Annotated in this window: 15 protein-coding genes and 1 tRNA gene; 5 read left to right on the top strand and 11 right to left on the bottom strand. The window is 71.0% G+C overall.

Features of this window, described 5'->3' with window-relative positions:
* The first annotated feature begins 212 nt into the window (after window positions 1-212).
* Window positions 213-1229, top strand: coding sequence for a hypothetical protein (locus tag QSJ33_RS00205; RefSeq protein ID WP_285721988.1), 1017 nt, complete (start codon window positions 213-215; stop codon window positions 1227-1229).
* 56 nt (window positions 1230-1285) lie between these two features.
* On the opposite strand, the gene QSJ33_RS00200 is transcribed toward QSJ33_RS00205, so the two are convergent.
* The 4 genes from QSJ33_RS00200 to carA are packed head-to-tail and all read right to left on the bottom strand — an operon-like array spanning window position 1286 to window position 6464.
* Window positions 1286-1687, bottom strand: a complete 402-nt coding sequence (locus QSJ33_RS00200) for a CoA-binding protein (protein WP_285721986.1) — start codon at window positions 1685-1687, stop codon at window positions 1286-1288.
* A 17-nt stretch (window positions 1688-1704) separates the two neighbouring features.
* Window positions 1705-4914, bottom strand: a complete 3210-nt coding sequence (gene carB, locus QSJ33_RS00195) for a carbamoyl-phosphate synthase large subunit (RefSeq protein ID WP_285721985.1) — start codon at window positions 4912-4914, stop codon at window positions 1705-1707.
* 45 nt (window positions 4915-4959) lie between these two features.
* A complete protein-coding gene (locus QSJ33_RS00190) occupies window positions 4960-5388 on the bottom strand; it encodes a GxxExxY protein (protein WP_285721984.1) in 429 nt (142 codons plus the stop codon).
* Window positions 5385-6464 (bottom strand): glutamine-hydrolyzing carbamoyl-phosphate synthase small subunit, encoded by a 1080-nt coding sequence (carA, locus tag QSJ33_RS00185; RefSeq protein ID WP_285721982.1) that lies wholly within the window; start codon window positions 6462-6464, stop codon window positions 5385-5387. Before carA ends, QSJ33_RS00190 begins: the two co-directional genes overlap by 4 nt.
* Before the next feature lie 378 nt (window positions 6465-6842).
* Between carA and tadA the strand changes: the two genes are divergently transcribed.
* Window positions 6843-7298 (top strand): tRNA adenosine(34) deaminase TadA, encoded by a 456-nt coding sequence (gene tadA / locus QSJ33_RS00180; RefSeq protein WP_285721979.1) that lies wholly within the window; start codon window positions 6843-6845, stop codon window positions 7296-7298.
* A 10-nt stretch (window positions 7299-7308) separates the two neighbouring features.
* Here the strand turns inward: tadA and QSJ33_RS00175 are convergent, their stop codons facing one another.
* The 4 genes from QSJ33_RS00175 to QSJ33_RS00160 all read right to left on the bottom strand — a co-directional run bounded on the left by QSJ33_RS00175 (window position 7309) and on the right by QSJ33_RS00160 (window position 13148).
* Window positions 7309-8394 (bottom strand): PKD domain-containing protein, encoded by a 1086-nt coding sequence (locus QSJ33_RS00175; RefSeq protein ID WP_285721977.1) that lies wholly within the window; start codon window positions 8392-8394, stop codon window positions 7309-7311.
* Between the two features lie 12 nt (window positions 8395-8406).
* On the bottom strand, window positions 8407-10434 hold the full coding sequence (locus tag QSJ33_RS00170; protein WP_285721976.1) for a BamA/TamA family outer membrane protein: 2028 nt from the start codon (window positions 10432-10434) through the stop codon (window positions 8407-8409).
* A 33-nt stretch (window positions 10435-10467) separates the two neighbouring features.
* Complete coding sequence (locus QSJ33_RS00165; RefSeq protein WP_285721974.1) at window positions 10468-11916, bottom strand: hypothetical protein; 1449 nt, start codon at window positions 11914-11916, stop codon at window positions 10468-10470.
* A 173-nt stretch (window positions 11917-12089) separates the two neighbouring features.
* On the bottom strand, window positions 12090-13148 hold the full coding sequence (locus QSJ33_RS00160; RefSeq protein WP_420801370.1) for a DUF2891 domain-containing protein: 1059 nt from the start codon (window positions 13146-13148) through the stop codon (window positions 12090-12092).
* 84 nt (window positions 13149-13232) lie between these two features.
* Between QSJ33_RS00160 and QSJ33_RS00155 the strand changes: the two genes are divergently transcribed.
* Window positions 13233-13322 (top strand) — tRNA-Ser (locus QSJ33_RS00155).
* Between the two features lie 112 nt (window positions 13323-13434).
* Here the strand turns inward: QSJ33_RS00155 and QSJ33_RS00150 are convergent.
* Window positions 13435-14280 carry a GGDEF domain-containing protein gene (locus QSJ33_RS00150; RefSeq protein ID WP_285721969.1) on the bottom strand — a complete coding sequence of 282 codons (846 nt, stop codon included), beginning with the start codon at window positions 14278-14280 and terminating at the stop codon, window positions 13435-13437.
* Between the two features lie 387 nt (window positions 14281-14667).
* On the opposite strand from QSJ33_RS00150, the gene QSJ33_RS00145 reads away from it, so the two are divergent.
* Window positions 14668-15690 carry an MBL fold metallo-hydrolase gene (locus QSJ33_RS00145; protein ID WP_285721967.1) on the top strand — a complete coding sequence of 341 codons (1023 nt, stop codon included), beginning with the start codon at window positions 14668-14670 and terminating at the stop codon, window positions 15688-15690.
* An 85-nt stretch (window positions 15691-15775) separates the two neighbouring features.
* Here QSJ33_RS00145 and QSJ33_RS00140 read toward each other — a convergent pair whose 3' ends face one another.
* Window positions 15776-17413, bottom strand: coding sequence for a SpoIIE family protein phosphatase (locus QSJ33_RS00140; protein WP_285721965.1), 1638 nt, complete (start codon window positions 17411-17413; stop codon window positions 15776-15778).
* 123 nt (window positions 17414-17536) lie between these two features.
* Here QSJ33_RS00140 and QSJ33_RS00135 point away from each other — a divergent pair, with 123 nt between their 5' ends.
* Complete coding sequence (locus QSJ33_RS00135; RefSeq protein WP_285721963.1) at window positions 17537-18190, top strand: hydroxyacylglutathione hydrolase family protein; 654 nt, start codon at window positions 17537-17539, stop codon at window positions 18188-18190.
* Here QSJ33_RS00135 and tsaA read toward each other — a convergent pair whose 3' ends face one another.
* On the bottom strand, window positions 18191-18721 hold the full coding sequence (gene tsaA / locus QSJ33_RS00130) for a tRNA (N6-threonylcarbamoyladenosine(37)-N6)-methyltransferase TrmO (RefSeq protein WP_285721961.1): 531 nt from the start codon (window positions 18719-18721) through the stop codon (window positions 18191-18193).
* Window positions 18722-18724: the final 3 nt, after the last annotated feature.

The following is an 18724-nucleotide window of genomic DNA, read 5'->3' as shown; positions in this document are numbered from 1 at the left end:
TCCCGGGTTCAAAAGCTGGAACTCAGAGGACATGGAAGAAAAAGCGGAGGACACAGAGAAAAGCTCGCGAAGGTGCAGAACCCCGCGCCAAATGGTGGAGGCCTGCGCCTTCCTTTGCGTCCTCTGCGGTTCTCTGCGCCCTCTGCGTTCCGGCTTTTTGACGACCGGAGATGCCTGCGGCGCGGGGCGGCCCGATGCCGTACTGTGTCCCCATGACCACCCCCCCGCCCTGGCAGCAGGTGCCCTGGCACCTCCGCCGCTCCTACTGGGAGCTGGAGGAGACCGAGCGCGCCGAGGTTCGGGGCGCCCTGGAGGCGGAGGCCGCCGACTGCGCCCGCCGGGCCGAGGCGGCCCTGGACGACTACGCCGCCCTGCCCGACAGCCTGAACGGGCAGGTGCTGAACGCGGACGTGCTGGCCACCCTGCTCCCCACCCTCCGGCGCAACCCCACCCAGGGCTACGAGGCCCTGGAGGATCCCGGCGGCCGGGCGGCCGTCCACCTCCACGCCCTGGGCAAGCGCCTGCGGGACCGCATCCTCGCCACGGCCCAGGGCCATCCCGTGCTCATCCTCATGGGCGGCCAGGCCACCAGCAAGACCACGGGCGCCGCGGCCCTGGGCTGGTCCTTCGGGGCCGTATTCGACGCACCCCACACGGACCCGGACGGCCTCGCCTTCCTCCTGGCCCGGATCCGCCGCACCCCCAGCGAGATCCACCTGGCCTACGCGGACCGCGATCCCGCCGGCGCCGTGAGGGCCATGCTGGAGCGCTCGGAGCGCGAGGGCCGCTACGTGCCCCTGGACCGCATGGCCCGCACCCACGCCCGGGCCCCCCGCACCTTCCTGGCCCAGGTGCCCGAGGCGGCGCGGGGGCTCCGGCTCTACTACATCCGGGTGGACGAGGGCACCTCCGGCAGCCTGGCCATGGACCAGGAGGCCGTGGCCCAGGTGCGGGCCCGGCCCGAGCTGCCCGAATCCGGGGTTGCCTACCAGCTCCAGACCGCGTACCTTGCCCTTCTAAGGAACCCACTCCATGACCCCGAAGCCTGGTATCCGCGGGATGTTCTCGCCGGACTCAACCGAACCCTCGACCCCTGGCGCCGACTCGAGGCCCACCATCTCCTTCGCCGACGTGTCGAGGCTATGGCACAGCGAGGTGCCGAAGGTGCTGCAGGCCCACGAGGAGCAGCGCCGGCTGGTGCGGGAGAACCTGGGCCTGGCCTGAACTGAATCCGCAGCGCGGATTCAGGTATCAAGGCTTTCCCATCTGAATTCGCGCAGCGAATTCAGTCGTGGTAGCCCAGCACCACGAGCAGACAGGGCCCCCCGGCGATGACGCTCAGGCCCAGGGCCTCGGCCGTGCGGATGGCCTCGGGGCTCTCGGCGCCGGGCTGCATCCACACGTGCTTCACACCCGCCGCGGCGGCCTCGCGCACCACCTGCTCGGTGGCCGGGGGCGGCGTGATGATGGAGATGGCCGGCACCGTCACCGGCAGCGCAGCGAGTGACGGATAGGCCTTCAGGCCCTCCACCTCCGGCGCCTTCGGGTTGATGGGGTAGACCTCCTTCCCGTGCTGCTGGTAGCAGCGCAGGACCTTGTTGCCGTACTTCGAGCGGTCCGTGCTGGCCCCCACCACCGCGAAGGGACCCGAGGCCAGGAAGGACTGGATGCGGTCGTTGACGGACATGGGAACCTCCGGAATGATCAGGCCAGCGCCTGGATGGCCCGCACCTTCATCTCGCCGCGCAGGGTCTCGACGGCTTCGCAGGCGGCGAGGGCGGCGCTGAGGTTGGTGAGGCAGGGGATCTTCAGGCGCAGGGCCTCCTTGCGGATGGCGCTCTCGTCGAAGAAGGCGTCGCGGCCCAGGGGCGTGTTGATGACCCACTGCACCTCGCCGTTCTTGAGGAGGTCCACGGCGTTGGGGCGACCCTCGTTCACCTTGAAGATGCGGCGCACCTTGAGGCCCACGGATTCCAACGTCCGGGCCGTGCCCTCCGTGGCGCAGAGGCCGAAGCCCAGGCCCACCAGCTTCTGGGCGAGCTCCGGCAGCCGCGCCTTGTCCGCGTCGTTCACCGTGAGGAACACCGTGCCCGACAGCGGCAGGGGGATGCCCGCGGCCAGCAGGGCCTTGGCGTAGGCCTCGCCGAAGGTCTCGCCGATGCCCATGACCTCGCCCGTGCTCTTCATCTCGGGGCCCAGCACCGGATCCACGCCCGGGAACTTGGCGAAGGGGAAGACCACGCCCTTCACCGACACCGCGCGGGGCACGCCGTCCGTGACGCCCTGCTGCCTCAGGCTCTGGCCCAGGCCCACCCGGGCGGCGACGCCCGCCCAGTCCACGCCCGTGGCCTTGCTCACGAAGGGCACCGTCCGGCTGGCCCGGGGGTTGGCCTCCAGGCAGTAGGCGATGCCGTCCTTCACGGCGAACTGCAGGTTCATGAGGCCCCGCACGCCCAGGTCCAGGGCCAGCCGCCGGCTGTATTCCTTCACCGTCTCCACGACGGCCTCGGGCACGCCCAGGGCCGGGATGACGGCGTAGCTGTCGCCCGAGTGGATGCCCGCCTCCTCGATGTGGGCCAGCAGGCCGGCGATGACCACCTGCTCGCCGTCGCAGACCACGTCCACGTCCAGCTCCTGGGCGCCGTCCAGGAAGCGGTCCAGCAGCACGGGCTGGTCGTTGCTCACGGCCACCGCCTCGCGCATGTACTTCTCGAGACCCGCGTCGTCGAACACGACGGCCATGGCCCGGCCACCGAGGACGAAGCTGGGGCGCACCATCACCGGGTAGCCCAGCCCGTGGGCCACGTCCAGGGCCTGCTCGAAGCTGGTGGCCATGCCCCAGAGCGGGGCGGGGATGCCCAGGCGCTTGAGGGCCTGGCCGAAGCGCTCGCGGTCCTCGGCGTCGAGGATGGCGTTCAGGGGCGTCCCCAGCAGGGGCACCCCCGCGGCATCCAGGGGCGACGCCAGCTTCAGCGGGGTCTGGCCGCCGAACTGGGCGAAGACGCCCAGGAGCTTGCCGCCGGCCGCCTCGCGGTCCACCACCGCCTTCACGTGCTCGTAGGTGAGGGGCTCGAAATAGAGGCGGTCGCTGGTGTCGAAGTCCGTGCTGACGGTCTCGGGATTGCAGTTCACCAGGATGGCCTCGACCCCGCTGGCGCGGATGGCCTCCACCGCCTGCACGCAGCAGCAGTCGAACTCCACGCCCTGGCCGATGCGGTTGGGGCCTGAACCCAGCACGATGGCCTTGGGCCGGTCCGTGGGTGCGGCTTCGCTCTTTTCCTCCCACGTCCCGTAGAGGTACGGCGTCTCGGCGGCGAACTCCCCGGCGCAGGTGTCCACCCGCTTGTAGGCGGGCCGCAGGTCCAGCGCCTCGCGGCGCTTCGCCACCTCGGCCTCGGTGCCCGCGCAGAAGACGGCGATCTGGGCATCGGCGAAGCCCGCGCGCTTGGCCTTCTCCAGCAGCTCCTCCGGCAGGCGGTCCACGGGGAAGCTCCGCAGGCGGCCCTCCAGCACCACGATCTCCTCGATCTCGCGGAGGAACCAGGCGGTGATCTTCGTGAGGCGATGCAGCTCCTCCACGCTGTGGCCGGCCTTCAGGGCGTGGTAGAGCCAGAAGATCCGCTGGGGCCCAGGGATGAGCAGGTGCTCCTTCAGCCGGTTGAGGTCCAGCTTGCCCTCCAGGGCGCCGGAGAGGCCCAGGTGGCCCTCCTCCAGGGAGCGCACGGCCTTCTGCAGGGCCTCCTGGAAGCTGCGGCCGATGCTCATCACCTCGCCCACGCTCTTCATCTGCGTCCCCAGCACCTTCTCGGCCTGGGGGAACTTCTCGAAGGTGAAGCGGGGGATCTTCACCACCACGTAGTCCAGCACCGGTTCGAAGGCGGCCTTCGTCATGCGCGTGATGGCGTTCGGCAGCTCCCACAGGCGGTAGCCCAGGGCCAGCTTCGTGGCCACCCAGGCGATGGGGAAGCCCGTGGCCTTGGAGGCCAGCGCGGAGCTGCGGCTCACCCGGGGGTTCATCTCGATGACGATGATGCGGCTGGTCTCGGGATCCAGGGCGAACTGGATGTTGGAGCCGCCCGTCTCCACGCCCACGGCGCGGATGACGGCGATGGCCGCGTCTCGCATCCGCTGGTACTCGGGGTCCGTGAGGGTGAGCACCGGCGCCACGGTGATGCTGTCGCCGGTGTGGACGCCCATGGGATCCAGGTTCTCGATGGAGCAGATGACCTCGACGTTGTCGTCCAGGTCGCGCACCACCTCCAGCTCGAACTCCTTCCAGCCCAGGATGCTCTCTTCGATGAGCACCTGCTTGGTGGGGCTCAGGTCCAGGCCCCGCGCGACGATGGTCTCGAACTCGTCCACGTTGTAGGCGATGCCCCCGCCGCTGCCGCCCAGGGTGAAGCTGGGGCGGATGATGGCGGGGAAGCCCGTGACCGTGAGCAGTTCGCGGGCCTCGGCCATGCTGTGGGCGAAGCCGCCCCGGCAGGTCTCCAGGCCCAGGCCGTCCATGAGGGCCTTGAAGAGCTGGCGGTCTTCGCCGCGCTTGATGGCCTCGGGCTGGGCGCCGATCAGGTGCACCCCCGTGCGGGCCAGCAGCCCGCTTTCGTGGGCCTCCATGGCCAGGTTGAGGGCCGTCTGGCCACCCACCGTGGGCAGGATGGCGTCGGGCTTCTCCGCCTCGATGACCTTCTCCAGCACGGCCAGCGTCAGCGGCTCCAGGTAGGTGGCGTCGGCCCGGCCCGGGTCCGTCATGATCGACGCGGGATTGGAGTTCAGCAGGATCGTGCGGATCCCCTCCTCCCGCAGCGCCTTCAGCGCCTGCGTCCCCGAGTAGTCGAACTCGCAGGCCTGGCCGATCTGGATCGGCCCCGACCCCAGCACCAGCACGCTCTTCAGATCCGTACGCTTAGGCATGTCGATTCACCACGAAGACAGGAAGACCACGAAGAAAAGCCACCATCAATGGACCAGGCGGCGGATCCCCTGCTTCATGGGGACCGCATTGAAATTGATCAGGAACCCGAGCCTATGGCCTGAGAGTTTCAAATAAGTAAGGAGCTGTGCGTAATGAATCCTGCTGAGTTCATCCACTGCCTTCAGTTCAAGAACGACACATCCCTCGACAAGCAAGTCCAGCCGATACCCCGCGTCAATCTGCGTCCCCCGGTACATCACAGGCAGTGACTTCTGCCGCTCCACGGATAAGCCTCGATTGGTCAACTCATGGACAAGGCAGACCTCGTAAGTGCTCTCCAACAGGCCCGGTCCCAGTTCTCGATGCACGGTGATAGCCGCGTCCACAATTGCCGTGCCGATGGCCTCCAGCTTCGGATCCAATGATCCGATCCACTTGTCTTCCTTCGTGGTCTTCCCGTCTTCGTGGTTCATCTTGGATGTCTTTCCATGAGCTCCACGAACCGCCGGAACGCGGGGTGCGCGTCGTGGGGGCCTGGCGAGGCCTCGGGGTGGTGCTGGAGGCTGAAGATCGGCAGCTGGGTGTGGCGCAGCCCTTCGACGGTGCCGTCGCTGAGGTGCTTGTGGGTGACCACGATCTCCTTGGGGAGGCTGGCCTCGTCCACGGCGAACCCGTGGTTCTGGGCCGTGATCTCGATGCGGCCGGTGGCCAGGTCCTGCACGGGCTGGTTGGCGCCGCGATGGCCGAACTTCAGCTTGAAGGTGCGGCCGCCGAAGGCCTGGCCCAGCAGCTGGTGGCCCAGGCAGATGCCGAAGATGGGGAGCTTGCCGAGGCAGGCCTCGACTTCCCGCTGCATGCCCGGAAGGGCGCCGGGATCGCCGGGACCATTGCTGAGGAACAGGCCGTGGAACCGCTTGTCGGTGAGTTCCGTGGCCGGCGTGTCCCAGGGGAACACCTCCAGGTGCAGCCCCGCCCCCACCAGCTGGTCCAGGATGCTCCGCTTGATGCCGCCGTCCAGCACCGACACCCGGAATTGCCCGCCGGGATTGAGTTCGTATCGGTCCCGGCAGCTCACCTCGCCGCAGAGGGCCTGGCCGGTCATGTCCGGCAGCGCCTTCGCCTTGGCCACGCCCGCCTCCAGGCCGCCGTCGGCCTCGGTCCAGATGAGGGCCGGCTGGGCGCCCTGGTCGCGGAGGTGCTGGGTGAGGGCCCGGGTGTCCAGGTCGGTCATCACGGGGATGCGGTGGCGCTTCAGCCAGCCCGCCAGGTCGCCCTCGGAGCGGGCGTGGTCGGGGGCGAAGGTGAGGCGCCGGCAGAGCAGGCCCGTGGCCCAGGGATGGGCCGCCTCGTTCAGGTCCGCGTGGATGCCGTAGATGCCCTGCTCGGGGAAGGTCATGCAGACCATCTGCCCGGCGAAGCTGGGGTCCGTGAGGATCTCCTGGTAGCCCGCCATGGCGGTGGTGAAGACGGCCTCGCCGCCCCCGCCGAAGCCCAGCGGCGCCCGTCCCCGGAAGATCGTCCCGTCCTTCAGGATCAGGTGCGCCTGCATGTACCCTCCGGCTCTGCAAAAACCCCGCGAGGGCGCTGCCGTCGCGGGGCCGTGGAAAAGAGTCGGTCCTTGGGGGACCTGGATGAGTGTAGCGGTGTGCAAAACCGCGAATCAGCCTTTTATTTCTAGGGGAATTCCGCCATACTGCTCCTTTGTTTCCGACGTACCGGGTGGACGTTCCGCGGTCGACGACCGGAGGCAGGAACCCACGTAAGGGCGCACCCTTTTCCGCCACACTGATGCCATGTGGAGCGGCGACGACATCCCGACCGCCGGGTGACGGAGGACGCGCCGGGGGCGCGTCCGGAGTCGGGCCCCGGCACGGAGGGAATCACGCGGGTCACAGGCCCGGCCCTGATTTGGGCCACACTGGAAGGCATGTGGAGCGGCGACGACATCTACTTCATGCGCCTGGCCCTCGAGGAGGCCGAGCGCGCGGACCGCAAGGACGAGGTCCCCATCGGGGCGGTGGTCGTATCCGAAGGCGCCCTGCTGGGCCGCGGGCACAACTGCCCCATCAGCTCGCACGATCCCACGGCCCACGCGGAGGTGCAGGCCCTGCGCGCCGCCGGGGCCTGGGCGCGGAACTACCGCCTGACGGACGCCACCCTCTACGTGACGCTGGAACCCTGCCTGATGTGTTTCGGCGCCCTGGTGCACGCCCGGGTGGGCCGCGTGGTCTTCGGGGCCCCGGATCCCAAGGTGGGCGTCAGCCGCTGGGCGGCGAACCTGGAGGGCCTCGCCCTCAACCACCGCGTCGACTTCCAGGGGGGCCTGCTGGAGGCGGAGTGCCGCGAGCAGCTCCAGGCCTTCTTCCGGCGGCGGCGGGGCTGAGCGTCCCGGATCAGGGCGCGGGCGGCGCGAAGAGGGTGCGTCCCTCCTCGCCGTGGGGCAGGAGGAAGAAGGCCGTCAGGGTCCGGAGCAGGGCCGGCTGCGGAGGTCCCATCGGCTGCCAGGGGAGGGCCTGGCCCTCCGCGAGGCCGGCCCGCACATCGGGTGGCGGCGGGATCACCCGCAGGCGGGCGGGGCCCCGGCTCCGGCCCGCGCGACTGGAGGCCTGGGCCTCCCGCGACCCCGCCCGGGCGGTGGGCGCCACGAAGATGCGGACCACCGCCTCCCCGGGTCCCGTGAGGCGGAGCGGGGCCACCTGGGCGATGTCCCTGCCGAAGGAGACGGTGGTGCGGGGATCGAGATTGCGGCCGAGCACCCGCAGTTCAGCCTCCTCGCCCGGACGCACGGTCTCGGGGCTCACCGCATCGATCCGCGGGGCCTCCTGGCCGCTGGCCACCCGCACGAAATAGCGGATGAGGGGCGGCTGGAAGGTCACCTGGGGCGACAGGATGCGGAGGGTGACCCAGTGCTCCCCCAGGCCGGTGGTCGGGAGCGGGATCGCCCGCCGCGAATCCAGGGTCACGGTGTCCGCGAAGGAGAGCTGCTGGGTGAAGGTGCCGAGGGGGATGCCGTCCACCAGCCACTGCGCCTGGAGCAGCCCCGTCCCTTCGAACTTCAGGTCCGCGTAGGCCACCAGGGGCGAGAAGCCCTGGTCCACCGAGACGTCCGTGCGACCATCGTCCCAGCGCACCCGCAGCATGGCGATCGTGAAGGGGGCCGCCGGTCCCAGGCGATCCGCCACCCGGATGGGGAGCTGGACGGTGGCCGGCAGGCCGATGGCCGAGGCGTAGGGGTACACCGCCCGCACCAGGTACGACCCCGTGCGGGGGTACACATGGGTGGCCACCGTCCCGCCGCTGAGCGGCGGGGTCTGGTCCCCGAAGTCCCAGACCACGGCGCCGGTGGGCGGGTAGGTCGGGGAGAGCACGAAGGTCGTGGCCACGCCGTTGACCGGGACCCCGGGGATGACGGAGATGGCGCCCTGGGCCCTCAGGACCAGGGTGCCGAGGAACGCGAGGGCGAGGAGGATGTTCCGCATGGGGGCTGCTCCTCAGTACGAGACGTTCAGGAGGAGGGAGACCTGGTTGTCGTTGGCCATGGCCGCAGCCGTCGCCCCCGTCGTGCCCGAGGCGGCGGTCGGGAGGTAGGCCGCCATGGACGGGGCATGGGTGTAGCGCCCCTTCAGGCCGAGGCTCGCCCGCGCATGGCCGTGCAGGTAGCCGTCCAGGTACCAGCGGAGCGTGCCCTCCGCCACGGAGTTCTCCACCGTCTCGCCGGTGACGAGAGTGGTCCGAGAGCTGCCGCCGTTCAGGAGGAAGCCCAGGAGGTTCGGCACGAGGGTCACGTCCGCATTGAGGAAGGCGTTCTCCACGGTGGTCTTCTGGGCCCCGGGATCGTTGAGGGTGCGCGACCAGCTCAGGCTGGGCGACAGGCGCACCCAGGCCCCGAACCCGAGGCTGCCGCCCAGGGACAGGGTCGTGCTGCTGCCGGTGGTGTCGCTCATCCCGGTGCTGCGGATGCGATCGAACTGGGCATTGAAGGTGAGGCTCGTGGCGGGCGGCAGGGCCAGGTCGAAGCCCGTGCTCACGCCGGATCGCGAACTGTCGCTGAAGGGCACCAGGGGATTGGCCACCATGCCGGCATCCTGCCGGGACTGCTGGAGACCCACTCGCCAGTAGAGGGTCTGGGTGAGCCCCAGCCGCGCATCCAGGCGCTGGGACTGGTTCCAGGCCTGGTTCTGGTCCGGCCGCCCGGAGGGGTTCACCCGCTCGTCCGTCGCCGTGGCACTCAGGCTCCACCGGGCGTAGTTGAGGCCCAGGCTCCCGTTGAAGGTGCGCCGGTCCCCCACGAAGAACACCACGCCCACGGTGCCGAAATCCCGCCCCACGTCCCGGTAGCCCACCTGGGCGCTGAAGGCCCCCTGGGACCACATCCCCGAGAGCCGCCAGGCCTGGTCCACGATCCGGGGCGCTTCGCCCAGGAGGTCCTTCGTGAAGAGGCTCCGTGCGTACTCGCCCGACAGGGCCAGGCGGCTGTCCAGGAAGCGGCCGTCCAGCAGGAGGGCGCCCGTGGAGCCATCCCGCACCGGCGCGGCGTAGGTGGTCACCACGTTGAGGGCCGTCGCCGGGTCGTCCTTCCCCGAGAGGAACACGAGCCTCGCCTTCAGGTTGCCGTTGAGCCAGCCGTAGCCCAGGGCACCGCCGTAGGCTTCGCTCCCCGCCACGGGCCACGCCAGGCCCCGGGTGCCGCCCTGCGCCTCCGTGTTCAGGGCGAAGAGGTGGGCCCCGAGCGAGGCGCCGGTGTAGGCATAGTCGAACCCGCGGCGGCCCGCCCCCGCCAGGGTGAACTCGGATTCCTGCACCATCTGGTCGCCGACCTGCACCCGGTGGCCGCCCTGGGCGAAGGCCGCCTGCAGGTCGCCGAGGCTCCAGCGCGCCTGGCCCCCCATGGGCTGGTTCGTGTAGACCAGTCGCGTGTTCAGCAGCACCTGGCGGCCATCCGCGTCCTTCTGGTAGGTGAAGCGGACCTGGCCCGAGGCGAGGTTCCGCGACTCTCCGGGAACCTCCTGCTGGTGATGGGCCACATGCTCCAGGGCCCCATCCACGTAGAAGGGGCCGTGGACCGGCGGCGCCTGGCCCTCGGCGGGAACCTGGGCCGGGGTTGCGGGCGCGGCCTCCCCCGCGGCCGGCGTCGGGGCGGACCCTGCCGCCGGGGTGCCCGGCATCTGCAGGCTGGCGAAGGCGGCCGGGGCGCCTTCGGGCAGGTACTTGATGCCGCCGGGGGCGCGGAGGGCGGCGTAGTACTCCACCTTCGCCCCGGCGGGCGGCGCGGTGTCCATGGTCCCCGTGTAGGTTCCGTCGGGCTGGGCGTCGAGGTTGAAGCTGTTGAAGTCCTGCTCCCCCTGGGTCCGGTAGAAGATCACCACCCATTCCGTGCCGGCGGGGGCCGAGGCCTTCCCGGTGACGGGGCCGCCCGGGGTGGCGGGAGCCGTCAGCTCGACCCTCTCCCCCGCGACCAGCACGGGGGAGAGGGCGAGCCAACCGGCCATGACGACGAGGCTTCCGATCCGTCGGTCCATCCCGCCTCCAGGAAGTCGAACCCTGCGTGGGTGCTACTGCTGCTGCACGGCGGGGCCGTGGGGGCCGAGGTGGTTCTGGATCACCGGATCGCCGTTGAGCATGGCCTCCACCTTCTGCAAGGTCTTCGGGTCACGGGCGAACCGGGCGCGGGCCTCGTTCAGCAGGGCCTGCTTCTCCGCCGCGGCCTGCGCGGGCGACTTCCCGGCGAAGCGCTGCGTGAGTTCCGCCTCCATGCGGTTCCTCGCCGCGGGATCGGCCTTCGGCGGCGCGGCCTGGATCCGCTTGAACTGCATCCAGGGGCCCTTGAGCTGGGCCGCCATCTGGGCCCCGGCGGCCCGGGCGGTGAGGCGGGAGGCCGTGATCCGGTTGAAGGGCGCCAGCACCATGCCGTGGTGCTGGCCCAGGTTCAGGGCCGTGATGCCCGACGGATGGGTCGCCGCGGCCACCTGGGAGACCAGCATGTGGACATCCACCCGCTGCCGGGGGACCACGGCGTTGAGGGCGTCCAGGGCGGACTTGGATCTCGCGCGCTGGAGCCGCTGCATGGCGTCCGCGATCTTCTTCGCTACGGAGGCCCGGTCCAGGGCGTCCTGGAGCGGCTTCTGGGCCATGTCGAGGGTGCCCTTGGCCTGCTGCATCACCGCGTCATGGACCTGGGTCATGGTGGTGATGGCCTGGTTGGTGATCTGGGTGATGGCGTCGTCCACGATCTTGCTGGGGTCGAAGATGTGCTCGGGGTGGTTCACCAGGTCCTGGAGCATGTTCCCGAGGGTCTGGAGGGGCGCCAGGAGGGCCGTCTGGGCGATGTTCGCGGCGGAGGAGGCGGCGGCGGCCGCCTGCTGCTCCGCCTGGGTCGCGAACTGGCGCACCTGGTTGATGGGCTGGGTCACGTCGGGGCGGAGGCCGTCCACCGCCTGCTGGGCCCGCCGCAGGGCGTCCAGCAGGTCCTGGGGACTGACAGGCGGGTCGAAATGCATCACCCCGGTCGCGCCGGCCGGTGCCGCGGTGCGGGCCGGCGTCGGAACGGCCGGGCGCGCGCCTCCCGCCGGGGCGACCATCCCGCCCCCGGCCCGCTGCCCCGCCCCGGCCGTCGTCGCCAGGGCCCCGATGGCCTGGGGCGCGATCATCTGCGGACGGCTGGCCTCGTTCACGATGGTCTGGGCCGCCTGGGCCGCGCTGTTGAAGTCCGACTCGGCCTGCCCCGCCAGGTTCCGCAGGTCGTTGGCCGCGCCGCTCAGCTCGTTCTTGGCGAGGTTCACCACGTCCATGGCCTGCTGGCCGAGGGTGGAGGCCAGCCTCGACACGTTGGTGATGAGGGTCTTGACGGAATTGATCAGGTCCTCCACCGCGCAGGAGAGGCCGCCGGTGGCGACGGCCGCCGCGCAGCTCCAGAAGTCGTCGCAGCAGGCGCGGAGGGGCGCGGCGAGGGGGAAGAGACTCACCAGGGCCACGGTGGCAAAGGCATAACGGCGCATCTTCACGGGAACCTCCTTGGATGGCCCTGGCTGCCCAGGGACAGGACTGGGCAGGTTCGTGCGCACGGATTGTCGAGGCATCGATTGGGGCATGCCGATATTCAACCAGTCGATATTGAGAGTCAATAGCTTTTTTGACCCATTTCGAACAGGCCTGGTTCCAGGATTTGGATTCGGGATCAGTGCCCCAGGGCCTGCCGAGCCGCCAGCATCTGCACCGCGAAGGTGGCCAGCCAGTGCTCGCCCTCGTAGCTGCCGGAGGCCAGGTGGGGGAGGCTGGCCCGGGCGTGGCGGTCCCCGGCGGCCACCAGGGCCCCCCGGCGGGGATCCTTCGGCCCCAGGGCCTCGGCAATCTCGTACAGCGCCCGGGCCCGGCTCAGGTTCAGGCCGTCCAGGTGCACCAGCTTGGGGTCGGTGCGATCCGTCACCACGGCAGGCGTGAGGCCCTTCGGCAGCCCCGGCAGGAAGCCGTCCAGCCACCGGGCGAAGCGGGCCCGGGGCAGCACCTCGGCCATCAGGGCCGCCTCCTCCAGGCAGGGGGACAGGAAGTCCTCGCCGCCGGGTTCCCAGGCCAGGGGCCCCCGGCGGTCCCTCGCGAAGTAGGTGCGCGCCCGCTCCCCGATCAGCGCCTCCAGGGTCGCATCCCCGGCGGCCCGGGCCTGGTCCAGGGCCAGGTGCAGGCTGAAGGCGGTGTTGGGATGGACGCCGGTGCGGATGGGATAGGTCTGCTTCGGCAGGAAGGCCATGAACTGGGCGGCGAGACGGTCCGCCAGGGGCTGCAGGGCCGCGGACCAGCGCCGGGCCTGGGGATCGTCCCAGGTGCGCAGCTCGGCGGAGAGCTTCAGCAGCCAGGCCCACCCATAGGTGCGCTCGAAACTCCGGCGGCCCGGCTGGTCCAGGTAGGCCACTTCCCCCGCGATGCGCTCCGGAGTCAGGTGGGCGTCCAGGGCCGCCCGGGCCTCCGCCGCGCGCGGCATGGCCGGGTGCTCCTTCAGGAGGCGGACCAGCATCCAGTGGCCGTGCACCGAGGAATGCCAGTCGAAGCAGCCGTAGAAGGCCGGGTGCAGCGCCTGGGGCCCCTTCACCTCCTCGGCGGCATTCATCACATGGTCCAGCTTGTTCGGATACTCCCGCCCCACGCACTTAAGCGCCAGCGCCGCGAAGCGCCCCGCCGCCGGCTCCGACAGCGCCAGGTCCGCCTCCTGCGCCGCCCCGGGCGCCCCCACCGCCGCCGCCATCACCACCGCCGCCAGTCCCCGCCGCACGCCCATGGCCGCCTCCCGCTGGATTCTAGCCGCCGCTTTGCTAGACTGGTCCATCCTGGAGAGATGGCCGAGCGGTTGAAGGCGCCTGACTCGAAATCAGGTTTGGGGGTGACCTCAACGGGGGTTCGAATCCCTCTCTCTCCGCCAGATGCCCGCAGCCACCCGGCTTGCGGGCTTTTTCGTCGAGTGAGGAGTTTCTGCCGCAGCGCCGGCCCGGCCACTCACGGGACGGGACGGGTGGCCCAGGCCGGGCAAGGCCTCAGGTCGCGAAGGCATACCCCAATTTGTTCCGTTTCGCCTCGTACATCGCGCCATCGGCGCGGTTGATCAGGGCCTCGGCCGTGTCCCCATGGTTCGGGAACAGCGAGATCCCGATGCTGGCATGGACACGCCGGCGGATGCGTTGGCCAGCCACCATCAGGTCGCAGGGCGCCTGGATCGCCTCGATCAGTTTGCCCGCGATGACCCTCAAATCCGCTTCGTCCTTGACCTCCATCAACAGGTACAGGAATTCATCGCCGCCATGGCGGCTGACGGTGTCATCGGTGCGGGTGCTCTCCCGCAGGCGATTCGCGATGGTCTGCAGCACCGCATCGCCGGCTTCGTGCCCGTACGAGTCGTTGATGGACTTGAAGTCGTCCAGGTCCACGAACATCACCGCCAGGGTCCAGCCGTGCCGGTGGGCCTGGGCCAGGCCATGCTCCAGGCGATCGTTGAACAAGCTGCGGTTGGGCAGGCCCGTGAGCAGGTCGTGGAAGGAGGCATGGCGATCGGCTTCACCCTGCTCCTTGACGGCGGCCAGTTCCGTTTCCAGGTCGCTCCTTTCCCTGACTTCATCCTTCAAGGCCTGGTTCATGTCCGACAATCGCTCGGATGCTTCCTGGACCTTGTCCTCGGCGGCCTCGCTTTTCTCGAGGGCAGGCTCGATCCCGGGGCCGCTGTTGCCCGAGGCCAGTTCGTCCTTCAGGGTCTGGTTGACCGCGGCAAGGTCCTCGGCGCTGGCCGCCATCAATCCCTCGACGTGTTCGTTCTGCCCGAGCACCTGGTCCAGGGGCCTGGCCGGTCTGGGGCTGGCGGGTGTCGGAGGTTTCGGATTCGTGGCCATGGGCTCCTTGACGGGCGCCAGGAGAGGTTCCCCGGGGCACCACCCCCCGCCCGGGAACGCATTGTCGATCCCTTGCGCTTCTCGGCAGGGTTCCGGGATTGGCGTGGGCGAAGCGCCGATTTGCGGCTCACCACAATGTAGGCTGAGTCCGGGTCGTGGAAAGGGTCGGCGAGGGGAATGCCTCCGCCATGCCGGGCCGCAGCGGCAGGGCGATGGCGTTGCCCGCCACCGCCACCCCCGTGACCGAAGCCAGGCCGGGGACAAGCGGCGCGGTCCGTTCCCGGGGGCCGGCGGCGGAATCCAGGAGGAGGTGCCCCACCGCCTCCTTCGCAGGCTGCGCCTACCAGGCGGACAGGGCCGGATGCTAGAGTCGCCCGGGAGGCCGGCTTGGAGACGACGCATCCGCATCCGCCCGCGCCCGGCGAGGTCCTGGAGGTCGCGAAGGGGGTCCGTTGGGCCCGCATGCCCCTGCCCTTCGCCCTGGACCATGTGAACGTCTGGCTCCTGGAGGACGGGGAAGGCTGGACCGCCGTGGACACGGGCCTGGCCTGGGAGCCCACCCGGACGGCCTGGGAGGCGATCCTGGCCGGGCACCCCCTGCGCCGCCTGGTGGTCACGCACCTGCATCCGGATCACCTGGGGCTGGCCGCCTGGCTGCAGCAACGAACCGCGGTCCCCGTCTGGATGACCCAGGCCGAGTACGCCACCGCGCACCTCTGGCTGCACGAAGTGGCCGGCTTCGGCCACGAGGCGCTCTACGCCTCCCTCCGCGCCCACGGCCTGGAGGGCCCGCGCATCGAGACCCTGGAGCGGCGGGGCAACACCTACCGGACCGGCGCCCCGGAGCTGCCGGCCACCTTCCGGCCCATCTTCGATGGCGAGCGCCTGGCCATCGGGGCGGGCCACTGGCGGGTCGTCAGCGGACACGGGCACTCCCCGGACCACGCCAGCCTCCACGGCGAGGAGGCGCGCGTGCTCATCTCCGGGGACATGCTCCTGCCGCGCATCACCACGAACATCAGCGCCTATGTCGTGGCGCCCGAGGCGGACACCCTGGGCCTCTACCTCGCCTCGCTGGATCGCATGGAGGCGCTTCCCGAGGAGCTCCTGGTGCTGCCCTCCCACGGCCTGCCCTTCCGCGGGCTGCGCAAGCGGATCGACCAGCTCCGGGCCCACCACGACCACCGCTGCGGGCTGCTGCGGGCGGCGTGCGCCACCGGCCCCCGGAGCGCCGCCTCGCTGCTTCCGGTCCTCTTCGAGCGCGACATCGCGGATCCATTCCAGACCCTCTTCGCCATGGGCGAGTGCATCGCCCACCTCACGCACCTGGAACACGAAGGCAGCCTCACCAGGACCCAGGAGGGCGGCGTGTTCCGGTTCGCCACCCGCGCCGGTCGGGCCTCCAGGTGAAAGGGCCACTGGGCGCAGGGCCTGGCCATGCCTTTGCAGGCCTGGAGGCGGGCCTGGACCGGAAGGGCCGCCGGACCCGGGGCGTTCATCCCCTGCGTCGCACCAGCAGCAGGGTTCGGTCATCCGCGAGCGGGGCCCCGCCGGTATGCCGGGCCAGGGCCTCGCACACCGCGTGGTGGAGCGTCTCGAGGTCGGCCCCCGCCTGGGCGCGCAGCACCGCCTCGAGGCCCCCGGGACCGAACTCCCGACCCTCGGCATCCAGGGCCTCGCTGATCCCGTCGGTGTAGAGGCAGAGCAGCTCCCCCGGCTGGAGCACCCGCTGGCCGCTCCCGTAGGGCTGCCCGGCGAACATGGCCAGGGGGAACCCCTGGGCGCCGAGGTCCTCGCAGGCGCCATCGGGCCGGAGGAGCAGGGCCGGGTTGTGGCCGGCGTTGGTGAACGCGATCAGGCCCGAGGCCGGATCCAGGAGGACCAGGAAGGCCGTGATGAAGCGGTTGGGCGTGGTCCTCCGGCTCAGGGCCAGGGAGAGCTTCAGGGCCAGGGCTGCGGGATCCGCACAGGTCTCCGACCAGGCCTGCACATAGGCCTGGAAGGTGGCCATGAGGAGGCCCGGGCCGAGCCCCTTGCCGGCGACATCCGCGAGGGCCAGCCAGAGGCGGCCGTCCGGGCCCGGCCAGTGGCCATAGAGGTCTCCCGAGACCTGCCGGCAGGCCTCGTTGGCGCCGAGCAGCTCGAAGCCCCCGGGCTGCGGCATCCGGTCCGGCAGGATCCGCTCCTGGATCTGCCGGGCGATGGCCAGTTCCTTCTCCAGGTCGCGCTTGGCCGCCACCTCCTCCGCCAGGCGCACCGCCTGGATCTTCGCGGCCGCCAGGTGCCCGAGGGAGGCCACGAACTGGAGGTCCGCCTCCGTGAAGGGCGCCCGCCGGGCGTCCGCATCCAGGTAGACGAGCCCGACGACCCGGGCCTCGTATTCCAGGGGCACCGTCATGAGGGTGGTCACCCCGCTGCGGATGAGGGACGGCGCGCGTCCCAGCTTCGGGTCCAGCAGGGGGTCGTTCACGAGCATGGCTTCGTGGCGTTCGAGGGCGGCCTCCACCATGGTCCGCGAGAGGGCCACCTGGAACTCGCGGCCATGGCTCGAGGAGCGCGCGGCCACCTGGCAGAGCCGCCCCTCCGCGTCCCTCAGGAGCACGGCGCCGCGGCCGGGCCGGAGAAAGGCGAACAGCCGGTCGAGCAGGCCCCAGAGCATGAGGTCCAGGGACTCGGCCCGCAGCAGGTCCAGGCTCAGCTCGTGGACGATGGTCAGGGCCTCCAGCCAGTGCCCGTCGGCGGGAGCCGCCGAGGCACCGGTCCGGAGATTCCGGAGCCGGTCCACCCGCACGGCATAGGCGGATCGGGGAGAGGGCCCGGCCTCCTCGATCGGCACGGGGGCCGGCGCCTCCGCCTCGAGCCGGAGGCGCACCCTGCCCAGGCGGATCTCGTCGCCGGCCTGAACGGGCCGGGGCCCCTGGACCCGCTCGCCATTCACCCGGGATCCGTTGCGGGAGCCCAGGTCCAGGAGCACCGCCGCCCCGTCGTGGCACTCGAGCGCCGCGTGGTTGCGGGAGAGGCTGCGGTCCGGGATCACGATGTCGTTGCCGGAGCCCCGCCCGAAGGTGAGGCGGACATCCCCCCGGACCGGAACGGGGTCCTGCCCCGGGACATGGATCCACAGCGCGGTCATGGTCCGGCCCTTCCAGGAACCGGCCCCGAGTGTCGGTCCGCCCGTCCCCGGCGGCAAGGCGGAGGCCCAGGATCTCTCCGGGGCCCGGAGCGGCGGATAATGCAGGCTTGTCCAGGAGGCTCCATGCGCTTCGTGTTCGAGCAGCTCCGTCTCGGCGGCGATCGCAATTTCGGGTACCTGCTGGGGGACCGGGAGGCCGGCGAGGGGCTGCTGGTGGACCCCTCCTACGATCCGGCGACGGCCGTGGCCCGGGCCCGGGCCCAGGGGCTGCGGATCACGGCCATCCTGAACACCCACGGCCACGCCGACCACTCGAACGGCAACGCGGAGGCCCGGACCCTCACGAAGGCACCGGTGCTGGGCGGCCCAGGCCATCCGGGCCCCCTGGATCGCGTGCTGGGCGACGGCGACCGCGTGCCCTTCGGCGGCTTCACCCTGAGGACCTGGCACGTGCCCGGCCACTGCCCGGACCACCTGGCCTTCCTGGTGGAGGGCCAGGCCGCGGGCCTCACGGGCGACCTGCTCTTCGTGGGCAAGGTGGGCGGCACGATGGGGGATGCGGACGCCCGCACGGAGTGGGACAGCCTCCAGCGGCTCCTGCGGGAGTGGCCCCCGGAGACGACCCTCTGGCCGGGCCACGACTACGGCGCCCGCCCCAGCTCGACGATGGCCTGGGAGCGGACCGGCAATCCCTTCCTGCAGTGCCCGGACGTGGCCGCCTTCATCGCCCTCAAGGCCGAATGGCCCGCCTTCAAGGCGCGCCATGGCCTGCGTTGATCAGGCCGTTCCCCTCCGCGGCCGCCTGGGCCCCGGCGCGGAGTGGCGGCCGGTGGCCTCGTCCACGGCGTCGATCCACCCGGCCCGCGCGTCCGGGAAGGCGTCGGCGTAGGGCACGTAGGGCTTGAGGTCCAGCACCGGCGTGCCGTCCAGCAGGTCCACGCCCCGGAGGCGCAGGGTGCGGCCCTCCACGGCCACCAGTTCCACGGCGGAGAGGCCGATGGCGTTGGGCCGGTGGGGCGATCGGGTGGCCAGCACCCCGCGCCGGACGCGGGGACCCCTCGGCGGCTGCACCAGCGGGGCCCAGCCCTCGCTGCGGTCGAAGGCGAAGATGAGCCAGATGCGGTCGAAACCCGCCAGGTCGCGGAGGACCTCCTCGGGGAGGGCCGGATCCAGCTCCAGGGTGGCCTCGGCCGGCCTCCCGGCCTCGGTGCCCGCCACCACGGGCGCCTGGTGCGGCGCGTCGATGCGACGGCGGTAGGGTGACCGGACCACGCCGATGGGGCGGTAGGTGAAGGCCTCGTCGGACATGGA

Origin of the sequence: Geothrix rubra (genome assembly GCF_030268065.1) — a bacterium.
In the GTDB taxonomy this organism is placed as follows: Bacteria; Acidobacteriota; Holophagae; order Holophagales; family Holophagaceae; genus Geothrix; species Geothrix rubra.
The sequence above is the reverse complement of the archived record's forward strand: the minus strand, read 5'-3'. Positions and strand labels throughout refer to the sequence as shown.

Excerpts from the sequence above, each read along its gene's own strand:
- QSJ33_RS00205 (WP_285721988.1), top strand. The coding sequence starts at position 213 with ATGACCACCCCCCCGCCCTGGCAGCAGGTGCCCTGGCACCTCCGCCGC.
- QSJ33_RS00200 (WP_285721986.1), bottom strand. The coding sequence starts at position 1,687 with ATGTCCGTCAACGACCGCATCCAGTCCTTCCTGGCCTCGGGTCCCTTC.
- carB (WP_285721985.1), bottom strand. The coding sequence starts at position 4,914 with ATGCCTAAGCGTACGGATCTGAAGAGCGTGCTGGTGCTGGGGTCGGGG.
- QSJ33_RS00190 (WP_285721984.1), bottom strand. The coding sequence starts at position 5,388 with ATGAACCACGAAGACGGGAAGACCACGAAGGAAGACAAGTGGATCGGA.
- carA (WP_285721982.1), bottom strand. The coding sequence starts at position 6,464 with ATGCAGGCGCACCTGATCCTGAAGGACGGGACGATCTTCCGGGGACGG.
- tadA (WP_285721979.1), top strand. The coding sequence starts at position 6,843 with ATGTGGAGCGGCGACGACATCTACTTCATGCGCCTGGCCCTCGAGGAG.
- QSJ33_RS00175 (WP_285721977.1), bottom strand. The coding sequence starts at position 8,394 with ATGCGGAACATCCTCCTCGCCCTCGCGTTCCTCGGCACCCTGGTCCTG.
- QSJ33_RS00170 (WP_285721976.1), bottom strand. The coding sequence starts at position 10,434 with ATGGACCGACGGATCGGAAGCCTCGTCGTCATGGCCGGTTGGCTCGCC.
- QSJ33_RS00160 (WP_420801370.1), bottom strand. The coding sequence starts at position 13,148 with ATGGCGGCGGCGGTGGGGGCGCCCGGGGCGGCGCAGGAGGCGGACCTG.
- QSJ33_RS00150 (WP_285721969.1), bottom strand. The coding sequence starts at position 14,280 with ATGGCCACGAATCCGAAACCTCCGACACCCGCCAGCCCCAGACCGGCC.
- QSJ33_RS00140 (WP_285721965.1), bottom strand. The coding sequence starts at position 17,413 with ATGACCGCGCTGTGGATCCATGTCCCGGGGCAGGACCCCGTTCCGGTC.
- QSJ33_RS00135 (WP_285721963.1), top strand. The coding sequence starts at position 17,537 with ATGCGCTTCGTGTTCGAGCAGCTCCGTCTCGGCGGCGATCGCAATTTC.
- tsaA (WP_285721961.1), bottom strand. The coding sequence starts at position 18,721 with ATGTCCGACGAGGCCTTCACCTACCGCCCCATCGGCGTGGTCCGGTCA.